The sequence below is a fragment of the Sinorhizobium kostiense genome, assembly GCF_017874595.1.
Lineage (GTDB): Bacteria > Pseudomonadota > Alphaproteobacteria > Rhizobiales > Rhizobiaceae > Sinorhizobium > Sinorhizobium kostiense.
This window is the reverse complement of the sequence record NZ_JAGILA010000001.1, coordinates 411,182-427,875: the sequence shown is the minus strand read 5'-3', so window position 1 is coordinate 427,875 and position 16,694 is coordinate 411,182. Positions and strand designations below refer to the sequence as shown.

At 62.2% G+C, this 16,694-nt stretch carries 14 protein-coding genes; 5 read left to right on the top strand and 9 right to left on the bottom strand.

Translation table 11 applies throughout. The annotated features are described in order from the left end of the window. Nucleotides 1-74: 74 nt before the first annotated feature. The 3 genes from J2Z31_RS01885 to J2Z31_RS01875 all read left to right on the top strand — a co-directional run bounded on the left by J2Z31_RS01885 (nucleotide 75) and on the right by J2Z31_RS01875 (nucleotide 3,651). Nucleotides 75-1,505, top strand: coding sequence for a CpaF family protein (locus J2Z31_RS01885; protein ID WP_209600179.1), 1,431 nt, complete (start codon nucleotides 75-77; stop codon nucleotides 1,503-1,505). A gap of 163 nt (nucleotides 1,506-1,668) precedes the next feature. Then, entirely contained in the window at nucleotides 1,669-2,670 is a 1,002-nt protein-coding gene (locus J2Z31_RS01880) for a type II secretion system F family protein (RefSeq protein ID WP_209600178.1), read from the top strand. Nucleotides 2,671-2,679: 9 nt separating this feature from the next. Next, nucleotides 2,680-3,651, top strand: a complete 972-nt coding sequence (locus J2Z31_RS01875) for a type II secretion system F family protein (protein WP_209600177.1) — start codon at nucleotides 2,680-2,682, stop codon at nucleotides 3,649-3,651. Between the two features lie 73 nt (nucleotides 3,652-3,724). Here the strand turns inward: J2Z31_RS01875 and J2Z31_RS01870 are convergent, their stop codons facing one another. From J2Z31_RS01870 to J2Z31_RS01845, 6 genes are all read right to left on the bottom strand, one after another. Next, the gene (locus J2Z31_RS01870; RefSeq protein WP_209600176.1) at nucleotides 3,725-4,774 is read right to left on the bottom strand and encodes a chemotaxis protein CheB; all 1,050 of its coding nucleotides are present in this window, start codon (nucleotides 4,772-4,774) and stop codon (nucleotides 3,725-3,727) included. 7 nt (nucleotides 4,775-4,781) lie between these two features. Continuing rightward, nucleotides 4,782-6,893 carry a hybrid sensor histidine kinase/response regulator gene (locus J2Z31_RS01865; RefSeq protein WP_209601039.1) on the bottom strand — a complete coding sequence of 704 codons (2,112 nt, stop codon included), beginning with the start codon at nucleotides 6,891-6,893 and terminating at the stop codon, nucleotides 4,782-4,784. Next, on the bottom strand, nucleotides 6,877-8,520 hold the full coding sequence (locus J2Z31_RS01860; protein WP_209600175.1) for a methyl-accepting chemotaxis protein: 1,644 nt from the start codon (nucleotides 8,518-8,520) through the stop codon (nucleotides 6,877-6,879). Before J2Z31_RS01860 ends, J2Z31_RS01865 begins: the two co-directional genes overlap by 17 nt. After that, nucleotides 8,517-9,155: a chemotaxis protein CheW gene (locus J2Z31_RS01855; RefSeq protein ID WP_209600174.1), complete on the bottom strand. Its 639-nt coding sequence runs from the start codon at nucleotides 9,153-9,155 to the stop codon at nucleotides 8,517-8,519. Before J2Z31_RS01855 ends, J2Z31_RS01860 begins: the two co-directional genes overlap by 4 nt. Beyond that, a complete protein-coding gene (locus J2Z31_RS01850) occupies nucleotides 9,152-10,048 on the bottom strand; it encodes a CheR family methyltransferase (RefSeq protein WP_209600173.1) in 897 nt (298 codons plus the stop codon). The genes J2Z31_RS01855 and J2Z31_RS01850 overlap by 4 nt, the downstream gene beginning before the upstream one ends. Before the next feature lie 212 nt (nucleotides 10,049-10,260). After that, nucleotides 10,261-10,938 (bottom strand): LuxR C-terminal-related transcriptional regulator, encoded by a 678-nt coding sequence (locus J2Z31_RS01845; RefSeq protein WP_209600172.1) that lies wholly within the window; start codon nucleotides 10,936-10,938, stop codon nucleotides 10,261-10,263. Nucleotides 10,939-11,235: 297 nt separating this feature from the next. On the opposite strand from J2Z31_RS01845, the gene J2Z31_RS29105 reads away from it, so the two are divergent. Beyond that, a complete protein-coding gene (locus tag J2Z31_RS29105; protein WP_408022004.1) occupies nucleotides 11,236-11,550 on the top strand; it encodes an EAL domain-containing protein in 315 nt (104 codons plus the stop codon). 21 nt (nucleotides 11,551-11,571) lie between these two features. Here the strand turns inward: J2Z31_RS29105 and J2Z31_RS01835 are convergent, their stop codons facing one another. Both J2Z31_RS01835 and J2Z31_RS01830 read right to left on the bottom strand, forming a co-directional pair. Next, nucleotides 11,572-12,285 carry a substrate-binding periplasmic protein gene (locus tag J2Z31_RS01835; RefSeq protein ID WP_209600170.1) on the bottom strand — a complete coding sequence of 238 codons (714 nt, stop codon included), beginning with the start codon at nucleotides 12,283-12,285 and terminating at the stop codon, nucleotides 11,572-11,574. Continuing rightward, nucleotides 12,279-14,648 (bottom strand): putative bifunctional diguanylate cyclase/phosphodiesterase, encoded by a 2,370-nt coding sequence (locus J2Z31_RS01830; RefSeq protein WP_209600169.1) that lies wholly within the window; start codon nucleotides 14,646-14,648, stop codon nucleotides 12,279-12,281. Before J2Z31_RS01830 ends, J2Z31_RS01835 begins: the two co-directional genes overlap by 7 nt. A 321-nt stretch (nucleotides 14,649-14,969) precedes the next feature. Between J2Z31_RS01830 and J2Z31_RS01825 the strand changes: the two genes are divergently transcribed. Continuing rightward, on the top strand, nucleotides 14,970-15,674 hold the full coding sequence (locus J2Z31_RS01825; RefSeq protein WP_209600168.1) for an SDR family oxidoreductase: 705 nt from the start codon (nucleotides 14,970-14,972) through the stop codon (nucleotides 15,672-15,674). A gap of 112 nt (nucleotides 15,675-15,786) precedes the next feature. Here the strand turns inward: J2Z31_RS01825 and J2Z31_RS01820 are convergent, their stop codons facing one another. After that, nucleotides 15,787-16,614: an SIR2 family NAD-dependent protein deacylase gene (locus tag J2Z31_RS01820; RefSeq protein ID WP_209600167.1), complete on the bottom strand. Its 828-nt coding sequence runs from the start codon at nucleotides 16,612-16,614 to the stop codon at nucleotides 15,787-15,789. Nucleotides 16,615-16,694: the final 80 nt, after the last annotated feature.

The window sequence follows — 16,694 nt, the reverse complement described above, 5'->3', positions numbered from 1 at the left end:
GGAAGGCAAATTGTCTTCCGCTTCCGGCGCTTCAAGAGCCCAGATCGGTCTATTACGGCAACAGAGCGGCAACGATGTTCGGCAAGAAATCCATCCTGGAACAAAAGGCTTTCGAAACGGCAGTCCGGGCCCAGGTAGAGCGTGAACCGCGACCCGTGGCGATGGCGAACCAGGTTCAATTTGCTGCCGAACCTCCGGCGCCTGCCAAGCCCGAAAAGTCCGATCACTACTACAACCTGAAAAAGGAAATCTTCGGTGCGCTGATCGCCACAATCGACGTGGCGGCGCTGTCGGGCATGGACGGCGACGAGGCGCGCCGGGAGATCGGCGTCATCGTCGACGACATCGTCGCGGCGAAGAAGGCAAACCTTTCGAAATCCGAGCAGGACGACCTGCTCGAGGACATCTGCAACGACATTCTCGGCTATGGCCCGCTCGAGCCGTTGCTGGCGCGCGACGACATTGCCGATATCATGGTGAACGGCGCCAACCAGGTCTTCATCGAGGTCGGCGGGCGCGTGCAGGAGTCCGGGATCCGCTTCCGCGACAACGAGCAGCTTCTCAACATCTGCCAGCGCATCGTCAGCCAGGTCGGCCGGCGCGTCGACGAGGCGAGCCCGATATGCGACGCCCGCCTTGCCGACGGTTCGCGTGTCAACGTCATCGCGCCGCCGCTGGCGATCGACGGGCCTAGCCTGACGATCCGGAAGTTCAAGAAGGAGAAGCTGAAGCTGGACCAACTGGTGCGGTTCGGCTCGATTTCCGCCGAGGGTGCCGAGATTCTGAAGATCATCGGGCGCGTGCGTTGCAATGTTCTCATTTCCGGCGGTACCGGCTCCGGAAAGACGACGCTCCTGAACTGCCTGACGGGCTACATCGACCAGGGCGAGCGCATCATCACCTGCGAGGATGCGGCCGAGTTGCAGCTGCAGCAGCCGCATGTGGTTCGGCTTGAAACGAGACCGCCGAACATCGAAGGGCTGGGCGAAATCACCATGCGCAACCTCGTCAAGAACTGCCTTCGCATGCGGCCCGAGCGGATCATCGTCGGCGAAGTGCGCGGATCGGAGGCGTTCGACCTGCTGCAGGCGATGAACACCGGCCACGACGGCTCGATGGGGACGCTGCACGCCAACTCTCCGCGCGAGGCGCTGTCGCGCATCGAGGCAATGATCACAATGGGCGGCTATTCGCTTCCGGCCAAGGCCATCCGCGAAATGATCGTCTCCTCCATTGACGTGATCATCCAAGCGGCGCGTCTGCGCGATGGTTCGCGCCGCATCACCCACATCACGGAAGTGCTTGGCATGGAGGGCGACGTGATCACCACGCAGGATCTCTTCGTCTATGACATCCTGGGCGAGGACGCTAAAGGCAACATCATCGGCCGGCACCGCTCGACTGGTATCGGTCGCCCAGGCTTCTGGGACCGCGCCCGCTACTACGGCGAAGAGGCGCGGCTCGCCGCGGCGCTTGATGCCGCCGAGACAAAGGCGGCCGCCTAAATCGCGGTGACTCTGGGTCAGATCGGCCCTCGGAAAGTACGGCGTGTCCTGAAGGACGGACCGCGCTGCAGAGTCAATTGCAGTGCCCTTCGTCAGTTACGAAGGACGAACGGCGCAGCAGGCGCGCTGACCCCAAGCCACGGTATCGCACGAGGTTCGACCCATGCTGAGCTCTATGCTCTTTCCACTCCTGGTGTTCCTGCTGGCGTCGACGTCCGTTGGCACCCTGATGCTCGCTGCGTTCTACCCGCACGCCGTCAAGGCCACCGCCTATCGGCAGAGGTTCGATCGCGTCGCGGGCAGGGCAGGGGCGGGGCAGGTGGATGCTGCCGACGAGGATGCCCGGGACCGCCGCCGCTCGGTGGAAAAGACGCTGCGCGAAATGGACGAGAAGCAGAAGGAGAACGCCCGCAGGACCGGCAGGCCGAAGCTCGCCGTCAGGCTACGTCAGGCTGGGCTCGCCTGGTCGAACAGGACCTATTGGTTTGTCTCGGCCGGTGCGGGCCTCGCCACCTATCTGGTGATGCTGCTTCCGGGTTTTGGCGCGCTAACGACTGCGGGCTTCGCACTCGCAGGCGGGCTTCTCCTGCCGCATCTCTACGTGAACGGCAAGCGCAAGGCGCGGCTGAAGCGGTTCGCCGACGAGTTCCCGAACGCCGTCGATGTGATCGTCCGCGGCCTGAAAGCCGGCCTGCCGGTGACCGATTGCCTGCGGGTGATCGCGGCCGAGGCCGCGGAGCCGGTCAAAAGCGAATTCGTTACCGTCGCTCAGGATCAGACGCTCGGTCTTCCGGTCGACGAGGCGGTCCAGCGTATGAGCGAGCGCATTCCTCTTGCTGAGGCCAGTTTCTTTGCGATCGTTATCGGCATTCAGAGCCGCACCGGCGGCAGCCTCTCGGAAGCGCTCGGCAATCTCTCGAAGGTGCTGCGCGAGCGCAAGAAGATGAAGGCCAAGATCAAGGCCATGAGTGCGGAGGCGAAATCGTCCGCCGGCATCATCGGGGCGATGCCCTTCTTTGTCGCCGGCGCGATCTATCTTACCAGCCCGGACTACATGACGCTCCTTTTCACCACGCTCACCGGAAAGATCGTGCTCGTCGGCTGCGGCCTGTGGATGGGCCTTGGCACGCTGGTGATGCGCAAGATGATCAATTTCGATTTCTAAGAGGCCGACATGAACATCAGCGCCCACATTCCGGATCCGGAGCAGATTTCCGCGGTGATGGCCGGCATCGCCGTCTTTTCTGCCGTCGTTGCGGTTTCCTGGCCATACATCTTCCGTGACACGCTTGCCGAACGCATGCGCCGGATCGAGGGTCAGCGCGAACGCATCCGCATGCGTGAGCGCAGCCGCCTTGATAGAGAAAAAAGCAAGGTCTCGCTCCGACCCGAGCCCAAGCGTCTCTTCAAGACGATCGTCGATCGCTTCAACCTGGCCAAGCAGGCGGAGGACGGTGAGATCGTTCGCAAGCTGAAAATGGCCGGCTATCGCGGCCATGCGGCGGTGACGACCTTTCTTGCCGTCCGGCTGATCACGCCACTCGTCCTTTCCGCGGCTGCTCTCATTTACCTCCTGCTCGTTATCCGGCCGGACGCATCGCCGCTCACGGTCGCGGTCGTGGCCCTCGGCTTTGGCGCGCTCGGCTATTTCGCGCCGGCGACCTTCATCAGGAACAGGATCACCAAGCGGCAGCAGGCGATCCGTCGGTCCTGGCCGGATGCGCTGGATCTTCTGTTGATCACCGTCGAATCCGGCATGGGTATCGAAAGCGCCTTCCGGAAGGTCGGCGAGGAGGTTGGCACGCAGTCGCCGGAAATCGCCGAAGAGATCCTGCTGACGACGGCTGAGCTTTCCTATCTCCAGGACCGGCGCCAAGCCTATGAGAATCTTGGGCTGAGGACCGGCGTCGAGGGCGTGCGCGCCGTCGTGACCAGTCTGATCCAGGCGGAAAAATACGGCACTCCGCTCGGCCAGGCGCTACGTGTCATGGCACAGGAGAACCGCGATATGCGCATGAGCGAGGCGGAGAAAAGGGCGGCGGCGTTGCCGCCGAAGCTAACGGTGCCGATGATCCTTTTCTTTCTCCCCGTGCTCTTCGCGGTCATCATCACGCCGGCCGCCATCCAGATTACTGCCGTGCAATGAGTTTGGGGGGGCCGTTGCGGCGCCGCGCGCAGGGTCGAGCGTTCGCGGCGCCGCAATGGCTGTGCGTCATGGGTCATCGGCCGTTCGCCCCTTCGCCTCGCGCCAAGGCGACGATCTTGTCGCCGATGTTTTCGAGGGGCACCACGAAGTCCACCAGGCCGGCGCCGATCGCCGATTTCGGCATTCCGAAGACAACGGAACTCGTCTCGTCCTGCGCGATCGCCTTGCCGCCCGACATGCGAAGCGCGCGCAGGCCCTCGGTGCCGTCACTGCCCATTCCCGTGAGAACGACCCCCAGGGCTTGGGCCTTGAAGGCGCGGGCAATCGACCTGAAAAGATAAGAGCCCGATGGCTTGAATCCGTCCACCGGGACGTCGTCGGAGACGCGGATGCGTGAGCGGCCGGTGACGCCGAGTTGGCAACCATCCGGCGCGAGATAGGCCATTCCCGGCCGCAACCGCTCGCCGTCGGTAGCCACCTTGACCTTCATCGGAACGCTGGTATCGAGCGATGCGGCGACCCCGTCGATGAAGCCATTCGACATGTGCTGGACGATCAGGACCGGGGCGGGGAAGGTGGCGGGAAGTTGCGCCAGGATCGACCGTATCGCGGCAGGACCTCCGGTGGAAGCGGCAATGCCGACGATAGCGACCGGTGCATCGCTGCCGCGGGCGCCGGCGTTGTTGCGTTCCGTTGGCTGCTTCTTCGGCCACTGCCGAACGACCTTGACCTGGGCCATGGCCTTGATGGTCGCCAGGAACTTGTCGGTTGCCGCCTTTTCCAGACGGCCCCCGACGACTGGCGGCGCGGGGATGACCGCGAGGGCTCCTGCATCGAGAGCGCGTGACGAAGCAGCCCCAAGGGGCCCGTTGTTCTCCCAGGACACCATGACGATCGGGACCGGCGCCGAGATCATGATCTGCCTGACCGCTTCGTGGCTTTCGCGCTCGTCGAGCCGCAATTCCATGGCCACGATGTCCGGTGAAAGATCCCGCGCCATCCTGACCGTTTCGGCAATGCCGCCTGCGATGCCGACGAGAACCGCCGATTGGTCGGCGTCAACCGACTTCTGGACCAGTTCCCGGAGGTCGAGCCTCGATGTGGCCAGAAGGATGCGGACCATTGCTACCTCAGCGGACGCGACTCATGGTTTCGAGAAACTGCTGTGCGTCGAACCCGCTCTTCTTAAGATATGCATTGGCGCCAAGCCTCAACCCTCGCTGTTCGTCTGCCGGCGTGTCGCGACCGGTGACGAGCACGATCGGCAGGCTGGAATGGCGTTCGGAGCCCCGGATCGTTTCCGTCAGCTCGAATCCGTCCATCGTCGGCATGTCAACATCCGCTACCAGGATGTCGGCGCCGTGGTCGGCAAGATGCGCCAGTGCTTCCGACCCGTCGGCCGCAAGCACGACGTCGTAGCCGGCACCCTCGAGGATCAGCCGCACTAGTGTCCGGATATATTTCGAATCGTCGACGACGAGCACTTTGCGGCGCCCCGGCTTGGCTTGCTGCTCCAGGGAAAGGTCGGGCGCCGGGGTCTCTTCCAGAGTCGCCTCGATCAGCACGGCCGTATTCAGGAGCAGCGCAATGCGGCCATCCGGGAGCACCATTCCGCCGCAGTAGCGGCGGACCCTTGCCAGGCGCGAGCCGAAGGAGCGCGCAAGCAGCTCCTGTTGACCGGCGATCTCGTCGACAAGGATGGCTGCCTGCTTGCCGCCCATCCCGACGACAACCGCCGGCCGCGCCGTCTTTGCGGTGCTTTCGCCCGACGGGCGCAGTCCCAACCATCCGGCGAGATCGATGACGGGTAACGGGCCGTCCTTGGTCCTCGTCAGACGCCTTCCTCCTTCAACCGCAATCTCATCTGCAGCAAGCCTTACGACGCGCTCGACGGAAGCGGTATCGATCGTGAAAGCGTGCCCGGCAGCAACAACCTCCAAAGCCTGCACGGTGGCAAGCGTCAGGGGCAGCGTAAGCGTGAACGTCGTCCCGCCCTCGGATGGCTGCGCCACGGTCGCCGTGCCGCGCATTGCCTCGACGGCGCTTCTGACGATGTCGAGCCCTATCCCGCGGCCGGCGAGGCTGGTGACCACGGGCGCCGTGGAAACACCCGGTTCGAAGACATGCTGGATCAGCTCACCTTCGCCAGGCAAAGCCTGTGAGGCCGACCGTTCGGCGAGCCTGTGCCGCATAGTCGTATCCAGACCACGGCCATCATCCTGCACCATTACCTGCACCCGATCTCCGGCGATCGAGGCCGACACGACCACCAAGCCCGTTTCGGGCTTTCCGGCTGCACGCCGCTCGGCAGGCGGTTCGATGCCGTGGGCGACGGCATTGCGGACAAGGTGCCGTAGCGAGTCCTGAAGGCCGGCGAGAATGGATCGGTCGATCTCGATTTCTCCGCCTCTGATCTCGAGCCTTGCCGACTTGCCGGCCGCCGCCATGTCCCTGACGACGCGTGGGAGCCCTTGGCAGACGTCGCCGAAAGGCTGCGTGCGTGCGTGCCGCACCTCCTGGCCGAGAGCCGTCACCGTGCCGTGCATCAGCCGAGCATCCCGGCGCAGGGACGCGGCAAGCGTCCGCAGATCGCTTTCGATATTTGCCACCTCCGCGTCCGAGCGCGACATCCGGGCCTGGAGCTTTCCTGCCTTCTCCCTCAGAAGAGAGGCCAGTTGTGCATGCTGGCGCAACGCCGCGTGCCAGGAGAGCAGCTCACCGCTCCTGTGAAGAAGAGCATCGAGTCGCTCGGCCGAAACCCGCATGGAACCGTCAATGTCGGTCGAGCGAAATGGAACCTGGAATTCGCTGACGGCCGACTCGGGTGCCGTCCCCTCCCCATCAGGGCGCGACTTGAGCCCCAAGACGACATTCTCCAGCCGCGCAGGCAAGGGCACCTCGCCGTGAGCCAGTTGGCCGGACGCTTCCGTAATCGCATCTGCAGCCTTCAGAAGCAGGTCGACCTCCGTGGGCGCGAGGACGCGGCCTTGCTTAACGGCAAGGGAAAGCGCTTCTTCCATCCAATGGCAGATGGTTTCGACGCCGCGAACCTGTACGAGGCCGGCAGCACCTTTGAGGCTGTGAACCGTCCTCAGCAGCTTCTCCTGGTGCAAGCGCTTCTCAGTGTCCTCGCCGCTGTCCTCGATAGCGATCAATGTTCGCTCGATATCGGCGGCGCGTTCCCGCACTTCGTGCGTGAACATCTCCAACAATTGGCGGTCAATATCATCTGATTTCATCAGCTCGATTTCCGTTGTCGGCAAGCATGTCCTTCAGCCTGCTGCCGAGCTCGTTCAAGTCTCGTGCAGCTTCTTCCGCCTGGCGAATGGCCGAGAGATTCTGGCTGCTCGTCTGATCGATGTAGTGCATTGCGTCGTGTATCTGCTTCATGCCCGCCTTTTGCTGACCGGCCGAGGCGGCGATCTGCGCGACCGAGCGGGCGGAATCGGCAATGATGGATTCCAGCTGGCGGATGGTCTCGCCCGCTTCCCTGACCGCATCGAGCGCTCGGCTGACGCTCTTCGACCCCTCTTCGGCCCCGACCACGGCGGCATTCGTAGACTTCTGGATTTCCATGAGAATGCGGCGAACGCGTGTGGTCGCGGATTTCGATTGGTCGGCAAGCGCTCTGATTTCGCTCGCAACGACGTTGAATCCTCTGCCGTGTTCGCCGGCACGGGATGCTTCGATCGCCGCATTCAGCGCCAGGAGATTGGTCTGGTCGGCGATTTCGGCGACAACCGACACGATTTCGCCGATTTCGAGACTGTTCTCCGCGAGCGAAAGTATGTCACCGGCGATCGCCTCCGTCCGCGCGTTGACGATATTCATCATGGTGACCGTGTCATCGAGGGCCTTGCGGCCCTCCCCGCTGACGGTGACGGCGGTCTCATAGGAGGTGGCCACCTGCTGTGCGCGCTGTGCTGCCTGTTCTGCCGTCTGCAGCACGTCATCGACACTTGCGACCGTCTCGGCCACGGCGGAGGATTGCTCGCGCATGCCCTCCACTTGCTGCGTCGTTCCGGCCAGGATCTCGGCGGCCGAGGAGGAGAGATGTTGCGCCGTGTCGAAAATGGTGGCGAGCAGTTCCTCGAGTCTTTGCCGGTCGGCACGCTCGTTTTCGATCATGCCTGCAAGCTTCGTCGTTACGTGGTTGAAGGCGAGTCCCAGAACCGCGAGTTCGTCGCGCCCGTCGTCGTGGGCTTTCTGCGCGAGATCGCCGACACTCACCTTTTTAGCGATCTCCATCAGAGCGCGCGTTCGCCGGGCAAAGTGGCGAAGCACGCTGAGCACGAGGAGAAGCAGGACCACGGCCAGGCCGGACAGCCCCAGTTGCAGGATCTGCGACCTCTTGAGCCGGGTCGCGGCGTTCTCCTCGATCGAATTTATCTTCTCATCGATCGCGGCTGCATAGGCCCGAACCCGGCTATCGAGCTGATCGAGCGTCGCCTCGCTCGGCGACCTCTGGCTTATCCTTAGCTCGAGCGAGGGACGCACCTGCTCTTCCCAATGCCGCTGAAGCTCTCTGATTTCCGCAAGAGTTTGCGGATCGGACTCCGCGGCAATGCCAAGGGATTTGTCGCCGCCAATTAAACGCGCGAGCATGTTTTCGTTCCGGTCCATCAGTTCGCGTAGTTCCGCCACCGCCGCGCTCCTGCCAGGGTCGTCGGCACTCGGCAGGCGGCCTGCCAGATAGAGCATCTGATAAAAGGCCCGCTCCCTGCTGAGCAGGGCGGTCGCAGTGAGGTCAGCGCGCACTCTTTCGAGCGCGAAGAAACTCGATCCGACGAGCACGGCGGACACTGCCACGAACATGAGCATGGCAAGGCCAAGTGTCCCGTAAAGGCTCCTCGTCCAGGAAACGCTCATGCCTCGCCCTCCCCATTCCCGCTTGCGGCAGGATCTTCGCTATCGAGGAACAGCCGGCGATCACTAAGGAGGAGCGCGCCGTCGAGGACGGCGGTCCCATCCGCTGTCATCGCGCGCGTCCAAGGCCTGTTCATCCCTCGCGGAGCCGCGATTTCACCGGCCGCGATTTCCCCCACTTCCGGAGTGTCATCGGACAAGACCAGAAACTCGGAATGGGTCTCTCCGCAAACGATTGCCCAGGCCGGGTCGCTCCGAGTGGCCCCGGAAAGGCCAAGCAGACCGCGCAGATCGAAAATCGGCAGCAATTGACCGCGCAGATCGTAGATCCCGAGGAGATAGGAGGGCGTTCCCGGAAGCGGGCTGAGGCGTTGGACCAGGAGAATTTCCCAAACGTAGCGGATCTCCAGCGCAAAGCGCTGGCCCGATAAAGCGAAAGTGACCACCTCCGTTGGATGCTCCAGGCCGTCACCCTCCGCTTCGCCGGAGTCGCAGGCGGTCGAGGGCGGCACCCGGGTGGCGGCATCAGGGCGGTTCGGGTCGAGAAAAGCTTCTGTCTGTTCGATCGCCTCCGTTATGCGCCGCTTCAAGGCTTCCCAATCGACGGCGCGTGGCTTGGAGTGCACGGGGGCGTTCATCGGTTCGGTCCATTCAAGCGGGGCGGATCGCGATCCGCCGAGAGATGCGTAGTCTTGCGATAGGCGATACCGCCACAGGTGATCGCGGTCTCGAATGGGGCATGCTTCGAAAGCGGCGGGTCTGTCGCGGCGGTGAGCAGCCATCCACCTTCGGCAAGACAGGCGAAGAGTTCGCCCGCGACCCGCGACACGTCGATTGTTTTCAGATAGACGAGCACGTTGCGGCAGACGATGAGATCGAAATCGGCAAGACTCCGCTCGGGAGCAGGCAGCCTGTCGAAGCCGAGGCTCACTTTCGTGAAACTGACGCCCCGCGTGAGTTCGGGCCGCAGCCTGAAGCCGCTTCCCTCACCGAGGAAATAGCGGCGCTTCAGGCATTCGCTGATATTCCTGAGCGACCATTCGCCATAATGTGCTTCCGCAGCCTCTGCCAGCGCTTTGCGCGATATGTCCGAGGCGACGATCCGGGCGGGTAGACCGAGCTCCTTGCACAGGATGGCGATCGAATAAGGCTCTTCCCCGCTCGCGCAGCCGACGCTCCAGATGCGCGCCGGCGCGTCGGGCGCACGGCCAGAGAATTGCGGGAGGATCGTGTGTCGCAACAGCTCGAGCTGGGCGGGACTGCGGAAGAAGTGCGTTTCCCGCACCGTGGCTTCGTCGATCAGTTCGTCCGCCAGCGCGTCGTCGACTGCAAGGAGAGCGCGGAAACTGCGAGCGCTGCCGATGCCGTGCCGGCTCATCGTCCGTCGAATGGCTGAAATCACGGATGGAGTGCGCGAGACCGCGACACTCAGCCTGATCTGCCGGGCGACATCTGCGGCCAGGGTGGTGCTGACGGGTAGGTCGGGCGCTCTATCGGAACGGTTCGCAACCGCTATTGCTTCCGACGCCATGAATTTCGTTCCGCTTCTGCTCATCTTCGGACCACATCGATTTCGCCGGTACTTAACTACGGCCTCGCTTGCATTTGGGCTATTCGTCCGGTTGGCTTGAAGCGACCTATCCAGACGGCCTAGAGCGGGGCGCACATCCACGCACTACCGCTCAGTTGTTTTTCGATGCACTTCTCGCGGCGCCGGGTGATTCACCTGACTGGCGAAATGCTCTAGCGGTGCCCCTCCTTCAATGGCAGCAACCGCGCTCCCGCCGCGGCCGCCTCCTGGCGGTTTCTCACGCGCAGGCTGCGGAAGAGGGCGGCCATGTGGATCTTCACGGTTCCTTCGCCAAGGCGAAGCTTGCGGGCGATCTCCTTGTTCGAGAGGCCTTCGACAAGGAGCAGGAGCACCTCCCTTTGCCGCGGAGTCAGCGACTCGATTGCCCGTCTTGAAGGGACTTCTACAGCTTGTGATGGGGCCACCTCTGTCGGTTCCGGCGGCCGGCCGGCAAGCGATGGCGGCACAAAGATGGCGCCATTCAGGATCACGCGCAGCGCGGCAGCGAGATCCTGAGCGCCGAGACTCTTTGGCACATAGCCGTGGATTCCGGCGGCCAGAGCGGTCAGAATGTCGGAACGGCGCGAGGATGCCGAAACCACCGCAACCTTGATGTCCGGACGAACCTCGCGCACCGCCCCGACGCTTGCGGCACTCTCCATGCCAGGCATGGTGAGATCGAAAAGGGCGAGGAAACAGTCGTCGCGATCCGCGAGGCGCTCGATCGCCTCGTCGAGAGATCCGGCCTCGAGGACTTCTGCAAAACCGAGCTTGTTTCTAAGAATGGTGGCGAGAGCTATTCTGAAGAACTCGTCGTCATCCGCGACAAGTGCGACGCCATGCGGATTCATCGATGCTCTCCCCGACAGTCAGGCTGCCTCTGACATCCTAGGTCTGCGACAAAGCATGCGGATCGTGCAACTAACGATCGACCCTGCGGTATCTGAGATTGTATCGGATTTCCTCCGCGGTAACAACGAACAGAGGTAGGGCACGCTTCCATGCAGCCAATAGGCGAAATATTGCCTCTCCGCTGCTATCCAGATTGCGCCGCCCCATCCATATTGCGTATCCGAGACCAGGAAGGGCTGCAAACGCAGCATCTTCTTAATCTTCAGCCCCGGCGCAAGGTGCGAAGGCAGAGGTCCATGGAAGCCGACGTGGCGCACCGCGGTCGAACTGAACGCGACGGGCTGGGCTCCGCACCGGGTGCAGTCAATCTCTCGGCGAAAGAATTCCAGAGCCACGACCTGCCCGGGTTGGCCGCCGAGATTCTCAAAGAGAGCGGCTGTCTTTCCGAATGGATCGAAATCGAAATAACGGGAAGCCTGTTGCTCAACGAGAAGGACATGACGCTGAAGACGCGGTCCGAATTGCGGGCGATGGGAATTTCCATCGCCAAAGACGACTTCGGCACGGGCTATTCGGCGCTCAGTTATTTGGCGCTCTTCCCGATCGAGTAACACGTTGCCTTGCCTACTCTGCTACTCGCTTGCCAGGCCGTACTTTTCAAAAACAGCCGCTTGCGTCCCGTCAGCGATAAGGCTGTCGAGGTTCTTTTGCATGTGATCGATCAGCTCGTCCGGAACCGAGGGATTGCACGCGATGGAGTAGATATCCTCCGCCAGGACGACGGTCGCCTCGATCGGCTGACCCTCGCGCTTGAGCCTCTCATAGTATTTTTCCGAAATCGGCATCAGGTCGATACGACCAGTCATCAGCTTCTTGAGCGTCAGCTGCAGGTCCGTGGCGAGATCGATGCGCGGAAAGTCGTTTTCCTCAAGGATGGTTTGAGTGAAATCGTCGCGCTGGGTTCCGACCCGAAAGTCCTTCGCCTCCTCGATGGTCTTGGGATCGGCTGGTGAGCCGGCTTTGCGGATCAGTACCGTGCGGCTCGTCAGTAGGGGCTCCACCCATTTAAACCGGCCATCGCGCTCCTTGTTGTGAACGGTCGTAAAGACGCAATGCATCTCTCGGTTTTCGGCCAGGAAGAGTGCTCGCGCCCAAGGCATCATCTCCATCGCATACTCGATGCCGGCGTACTTCATCAGCAGCTCTACCTGCTCGACGGAAGAACCCTTGTAAGTGCTGCCCTCGCGATAATTGAAGGGCGGGTAGGACTCGGTAACCATCCTGATCTCGGCCGCTTGGGCGGTGATAGGAAAGAGGGCCGCGAGCAGGAGGTAAAGCTTTAGCATGATGCATTCCTTGGCAAAGCACGTCCGAGGTCGGATTCGATGATTTCGATCGCTTGGGGCCGCCCGAGATAGTACCCCTGGGCGTGGCCGACCCCCATCGACACGAGCGCTTGCAATTGCTCCTCCGTCTCGACCCCCTCGGCGACGATGCGGCAATTCAGCTCGTTCGCGACCGTGTTGATGCCCGTCACGAGCATTCGGACCCTCTTCCTGACGGCCTCGTCTTCATCCGTCAGCGAGCGGGTGAAGGATTGGTCGATCTTTATCGTGTTGACGGGAAAATGCAGCAGATAGCTGAGCGACGAATAGCCGGTGCCGAAATCGTCGAGTGCGATCTTGAGCCCTGCGGCGCTCAAGGCCTCGAGCACCTGTCGCACTTCCGGGCTGTGATGCATCAGCACGGCTTCGGTGATTTCGAAGACGATGCGCGAGGGGGTGATGCCCCACTTCATCAAGGTGGCAAAAGTGCTCGCCGGCAATTCCGCGGAGAATTGAAGGGGCGAGACATTGACCGCCAGATAGGAGTTCTCCAGCCCAGGCAGCGAAGACAGGCGGGCGAGATGCGCCACCGCCTTGTCGAACACGCGCTCGCCGATCCGCTTGATCGTGCCCGTCTCCTCGGCGACGCGAATGATATCGGCTGGCGGCAGCAGACCATGTTCCGGGTGGTTGAGGCGCATCAGCGCTTCAAAGCCAACGATGAGCCCGCATTCGAGATCGACGATCGGCTGGAGATGGACGTCGAACCAGTCTTCGCGCAGTCCCGTTTCGATAAATCTCTCGATCTTCAGCCGCTCCTGCGCCACGCTTGCCATCAAGGGGTCGAACAGTTTCGTGCCGTTCTTGCCGTTGTGTTTACGGGAATACATTGCGAGGTCCGACTTCTGCAGGAGCTCGGCTGCTGTCTTTGCTTGTGCGGGATAGACCGAGACGCCGATGCTGGCGCTCAGCGAAAGCCGATTACCGTCAACAAGAATGGGCTTCGCGCAAGCCGCGGCGATGCGCTTCGAAATCTGTAGCGCGGCTTTCTTCGCCTTGGCGGCAGGGATCAGCACGACAAATTCGTCTCCGCCAAGGCGTCCGATCTTGTCTCCCGCGCGAAGCTGCGCGCGGATGCGGCCGGCGATCTGCCGCAGCACCTGGTCGCCGACCGCGTGGCCGAAATTGTCATTGATCGGCTTGAAACGGTCGAGATCGATGAGGAGGCAAGCGAGTTCTCCGCCGCTCTCGGCGGCTTGACGGATGGCGCTGTCGAGCGCCGCCTCGAAGCCAGGGCGATTGAGCAAGCCGGTCAAATGGTCGGTGATCGCCTGGAGATGGTTGCGCTCCTCCGCGCTTTTCAGGTCGGTGACGTCGGTCATGACGGCAAGCGAAAGCGTCTCGCCCGCATCCACCGCCTGAACCTCCTTGATCAGGACATCGATCAGGCGGCCGTCGGCACATCTGAACTTTACCGTGACGCTGCCGGCTTGCACGCCTTCCCTCGTGTGCCGCTTGCGATTTTCATAGGTGCTCCGCGTCGTCTCCTCGAGGAAATCGGCAAATGGCCGGCCAAGGACGCTCGCGCGATCATATCCGGTCGCGAGCAGCCAGTAGTCGCTGACAGCCGTCAGGCGATCGTCGTCGTCTACCGAATAGAGTTTCGCCGGCGTGAGATTGTAGATCCGCGTCGTCCTTGCATGGGCGCGCTTGAGGTCGTTCTCCTCCTGGGCGAGCCGCGCCTGCATCTCGTTGAAGTTGGCAGCGAGTGTGCCCATCTCGTCTGCGGAGACCCAGTCGACCAGATGTCGCGATCCGAGCCGCCGTGTTGCTTCGATGGCCTGGGTCAATCGGAGCAGCGGCCGCGTGACCATCATGCGATTGCCGAGAATTGCGGCCGCCGTGATGATCGCGATCGAAAAGAGGAAAATGCCGACATAAACGGCGTCATCGACCTCGAAGTCCGATAGCAGGTCGCGCTGCCGAATGGTGATTTCCAGACTGCCGACCGTCTTGGCACCGTCGACGGATCGATAATGGATGGGCGTAGAAAGCAGCAGTCCCGGCGGGTCCTGGCTTTTGCCATGATCCGGGAGCTTGATCTCGAGGCCGCCGGAAATCTCGTGCACATGGACCGCCAGGACGGAACGATCGGTGAAAATCGTGCTCGCGATCTGCCGTACGCTTTCCTCGTCGAAATCCCAGAGCGGTTTTCCGAGCGCAAGCGAATTCGCCTTGAGCAAGGCCTGCCCGTGATCGACGACCTCGCGGTAGGCGCGCTCGTTCGAAAGATAGAAGAAGAGCACGAACAGCGGCGCGATCAGCAGCATGAGCGCGCTTGCGACGATCAATATGAAGCGGCTCTCTACCGAATGCGTATTCATCAAACTCGCCCTGACACCGCCGAGCCGAAAGGGGCACCAGGCCGCCGACCTTTCCCTCAGTTCCCGATCTTCGCCTTCTCGCGCCCTTTCCTGCGGAAACCGCTCGGTGATTGCCATCACGATCGGTGGAAAAGCGAGAACCGGATGCGCTAGCCTGTCACTGAAATATTAGCCTTCGGTAAATGAGGCCCCCGCCGCCATAGCCCGATTGCGCGGCGATATCCAGATTGCGAGAGAAGCACGCGTTTTCCGCTTCGCTCTCGGTCGCAACCCATGCCAAACTCCGCTCCAGCTTGGACGAGTGTCTTGAAAGGATATGGCATGGCAAAGGAGAAGGTCGCGATGATAACGGCGGGGGGCAGCGGCATGGGCGCTGCCGCAGCGCGCAGGCTTGCAGCCGATGGCTACCGGGTTGCGATCCTGTCCTCGTCCGGCAAAGGCGAAGCGCTGGCGAGCGAACTCGGCGGCGTCGGCGTCACCGGATCGAACCAGTCGAGCGACGATCTGAAGCGGCTCGTCGACCTCGCCGTCTCGTCCTGGGGCCGGATCGACGTGCTCGTCAATAGCGCCGGTCACGGTCCGCGCGCACCGATCGTGGAAGTCAGCGACGATGATTGGCACAGGGGGCTGGATACCTATCTGATGAACGTCATCCGCTCGGTGCGGTTGGTGACGCCGGTCATGCAAGACCAGCGGGCAGGTGCAATCATCAATATCTCGACCGCCTGGGCCTTCGAGCCTTCGGAGATGTTCCCGACCTCCGCCGTCTTCCGCGCCGGTCTTGCGGCCTACACTAAGATCTATGCGGACACTTACGCGAAGGACAATATCCGCATCAACAACATCCTTCCGGGCTGGATCGACAGCCTGCCGGCGACCGAGGCGCGCCGCGAGAGCGTACCGATGAAGCGCTACGGAACGAGCGAAGAGATCGCCGCAACCGTCGCCTTTCTCGCCTCGGAGGGGGCCGGCTACATCACTGGCCAGAATATTCGGGTGGATGGCGGGTTGACCCGGTCAGTATGATCCTTGTCCATGCGGGAGAGCGGCCAGCGCATCGTTCCTTTGACGCGCCCTCCCTCGCAGTTCGCCCTGTATTCCATGGCGATTTCTCAGTTGGGCGGAGAGTGCATTTCGCTCATCTAGCGCCCTTGTGGACTTCGGCACGCAGCTCGCGCATGAAGGTGACGAGCGCATGCTGTGCATCCCGGCCTTTGCCTTCGATAACCGTCACGCCCCAATTGGCAAGGGTCGCCTGTTGAACGGGATTCGGCCGGAACATGAATACATAGGACTGCGGTCGATCCTTCTCGTAGCCAGACCCTTGCCAGGTGCTCCAGATCCGATGGAGGAGCAGACGAATGTTCATGTCCGACATACTGTAGCCGATAAAGAGGACTGTGGCGCCGAGGGCGTCGCTGCGGAAGCGGACATCCAGCGGAGAGTCGAACGAGAGCCGGTTGAAATAGTCGGTCTCGGTCAGCACCAGCGTGTCCGTGTCGTCGAAGTCGCCGTGATACTTGACGATCTGGGTGATGCCTACCGGGGCGCAGGCGAGGTCTCGCGCGTGACTGATTTTGGTATGGCGTTTGCCGTGGACCTCATAGGCCGTCTCGAGGTTGTCGTCGTAATTGGTCGTGTAGATCACCGGAAAGTCGAGATCGACGATCAGCCGGTGCAGTTCGGATTGCCCGACGCGCTCCGGCGACACGCTCCAATTCTTCCGCATCCACTCGCACAAGGTGCCGATATTCCCGTGTCGCAGCCGGTAGCATTCGGCAATGGTCTGGTAGGTGATGTTGGGGTCCCGCATGAGGGAGCCGTCGAGATGCAGGTCATTCAGCATGTGATCGATCAGCTTCTTCCAGGAGGGCAGGCCGACGCTCATCGACACCCCCGCCCCGACGAAAAGAACGGCGTGACGCAACCGTAAAGCCGTCGCGATTTCTGCGATGTGCTCTTTCATGCGCTCTCCAATTCTGCAGCGCTCAACCCGCCACAATGCGAGATGTTCCGCAGGCAGCGCTTCGCGCGTCCCGCAGCCAT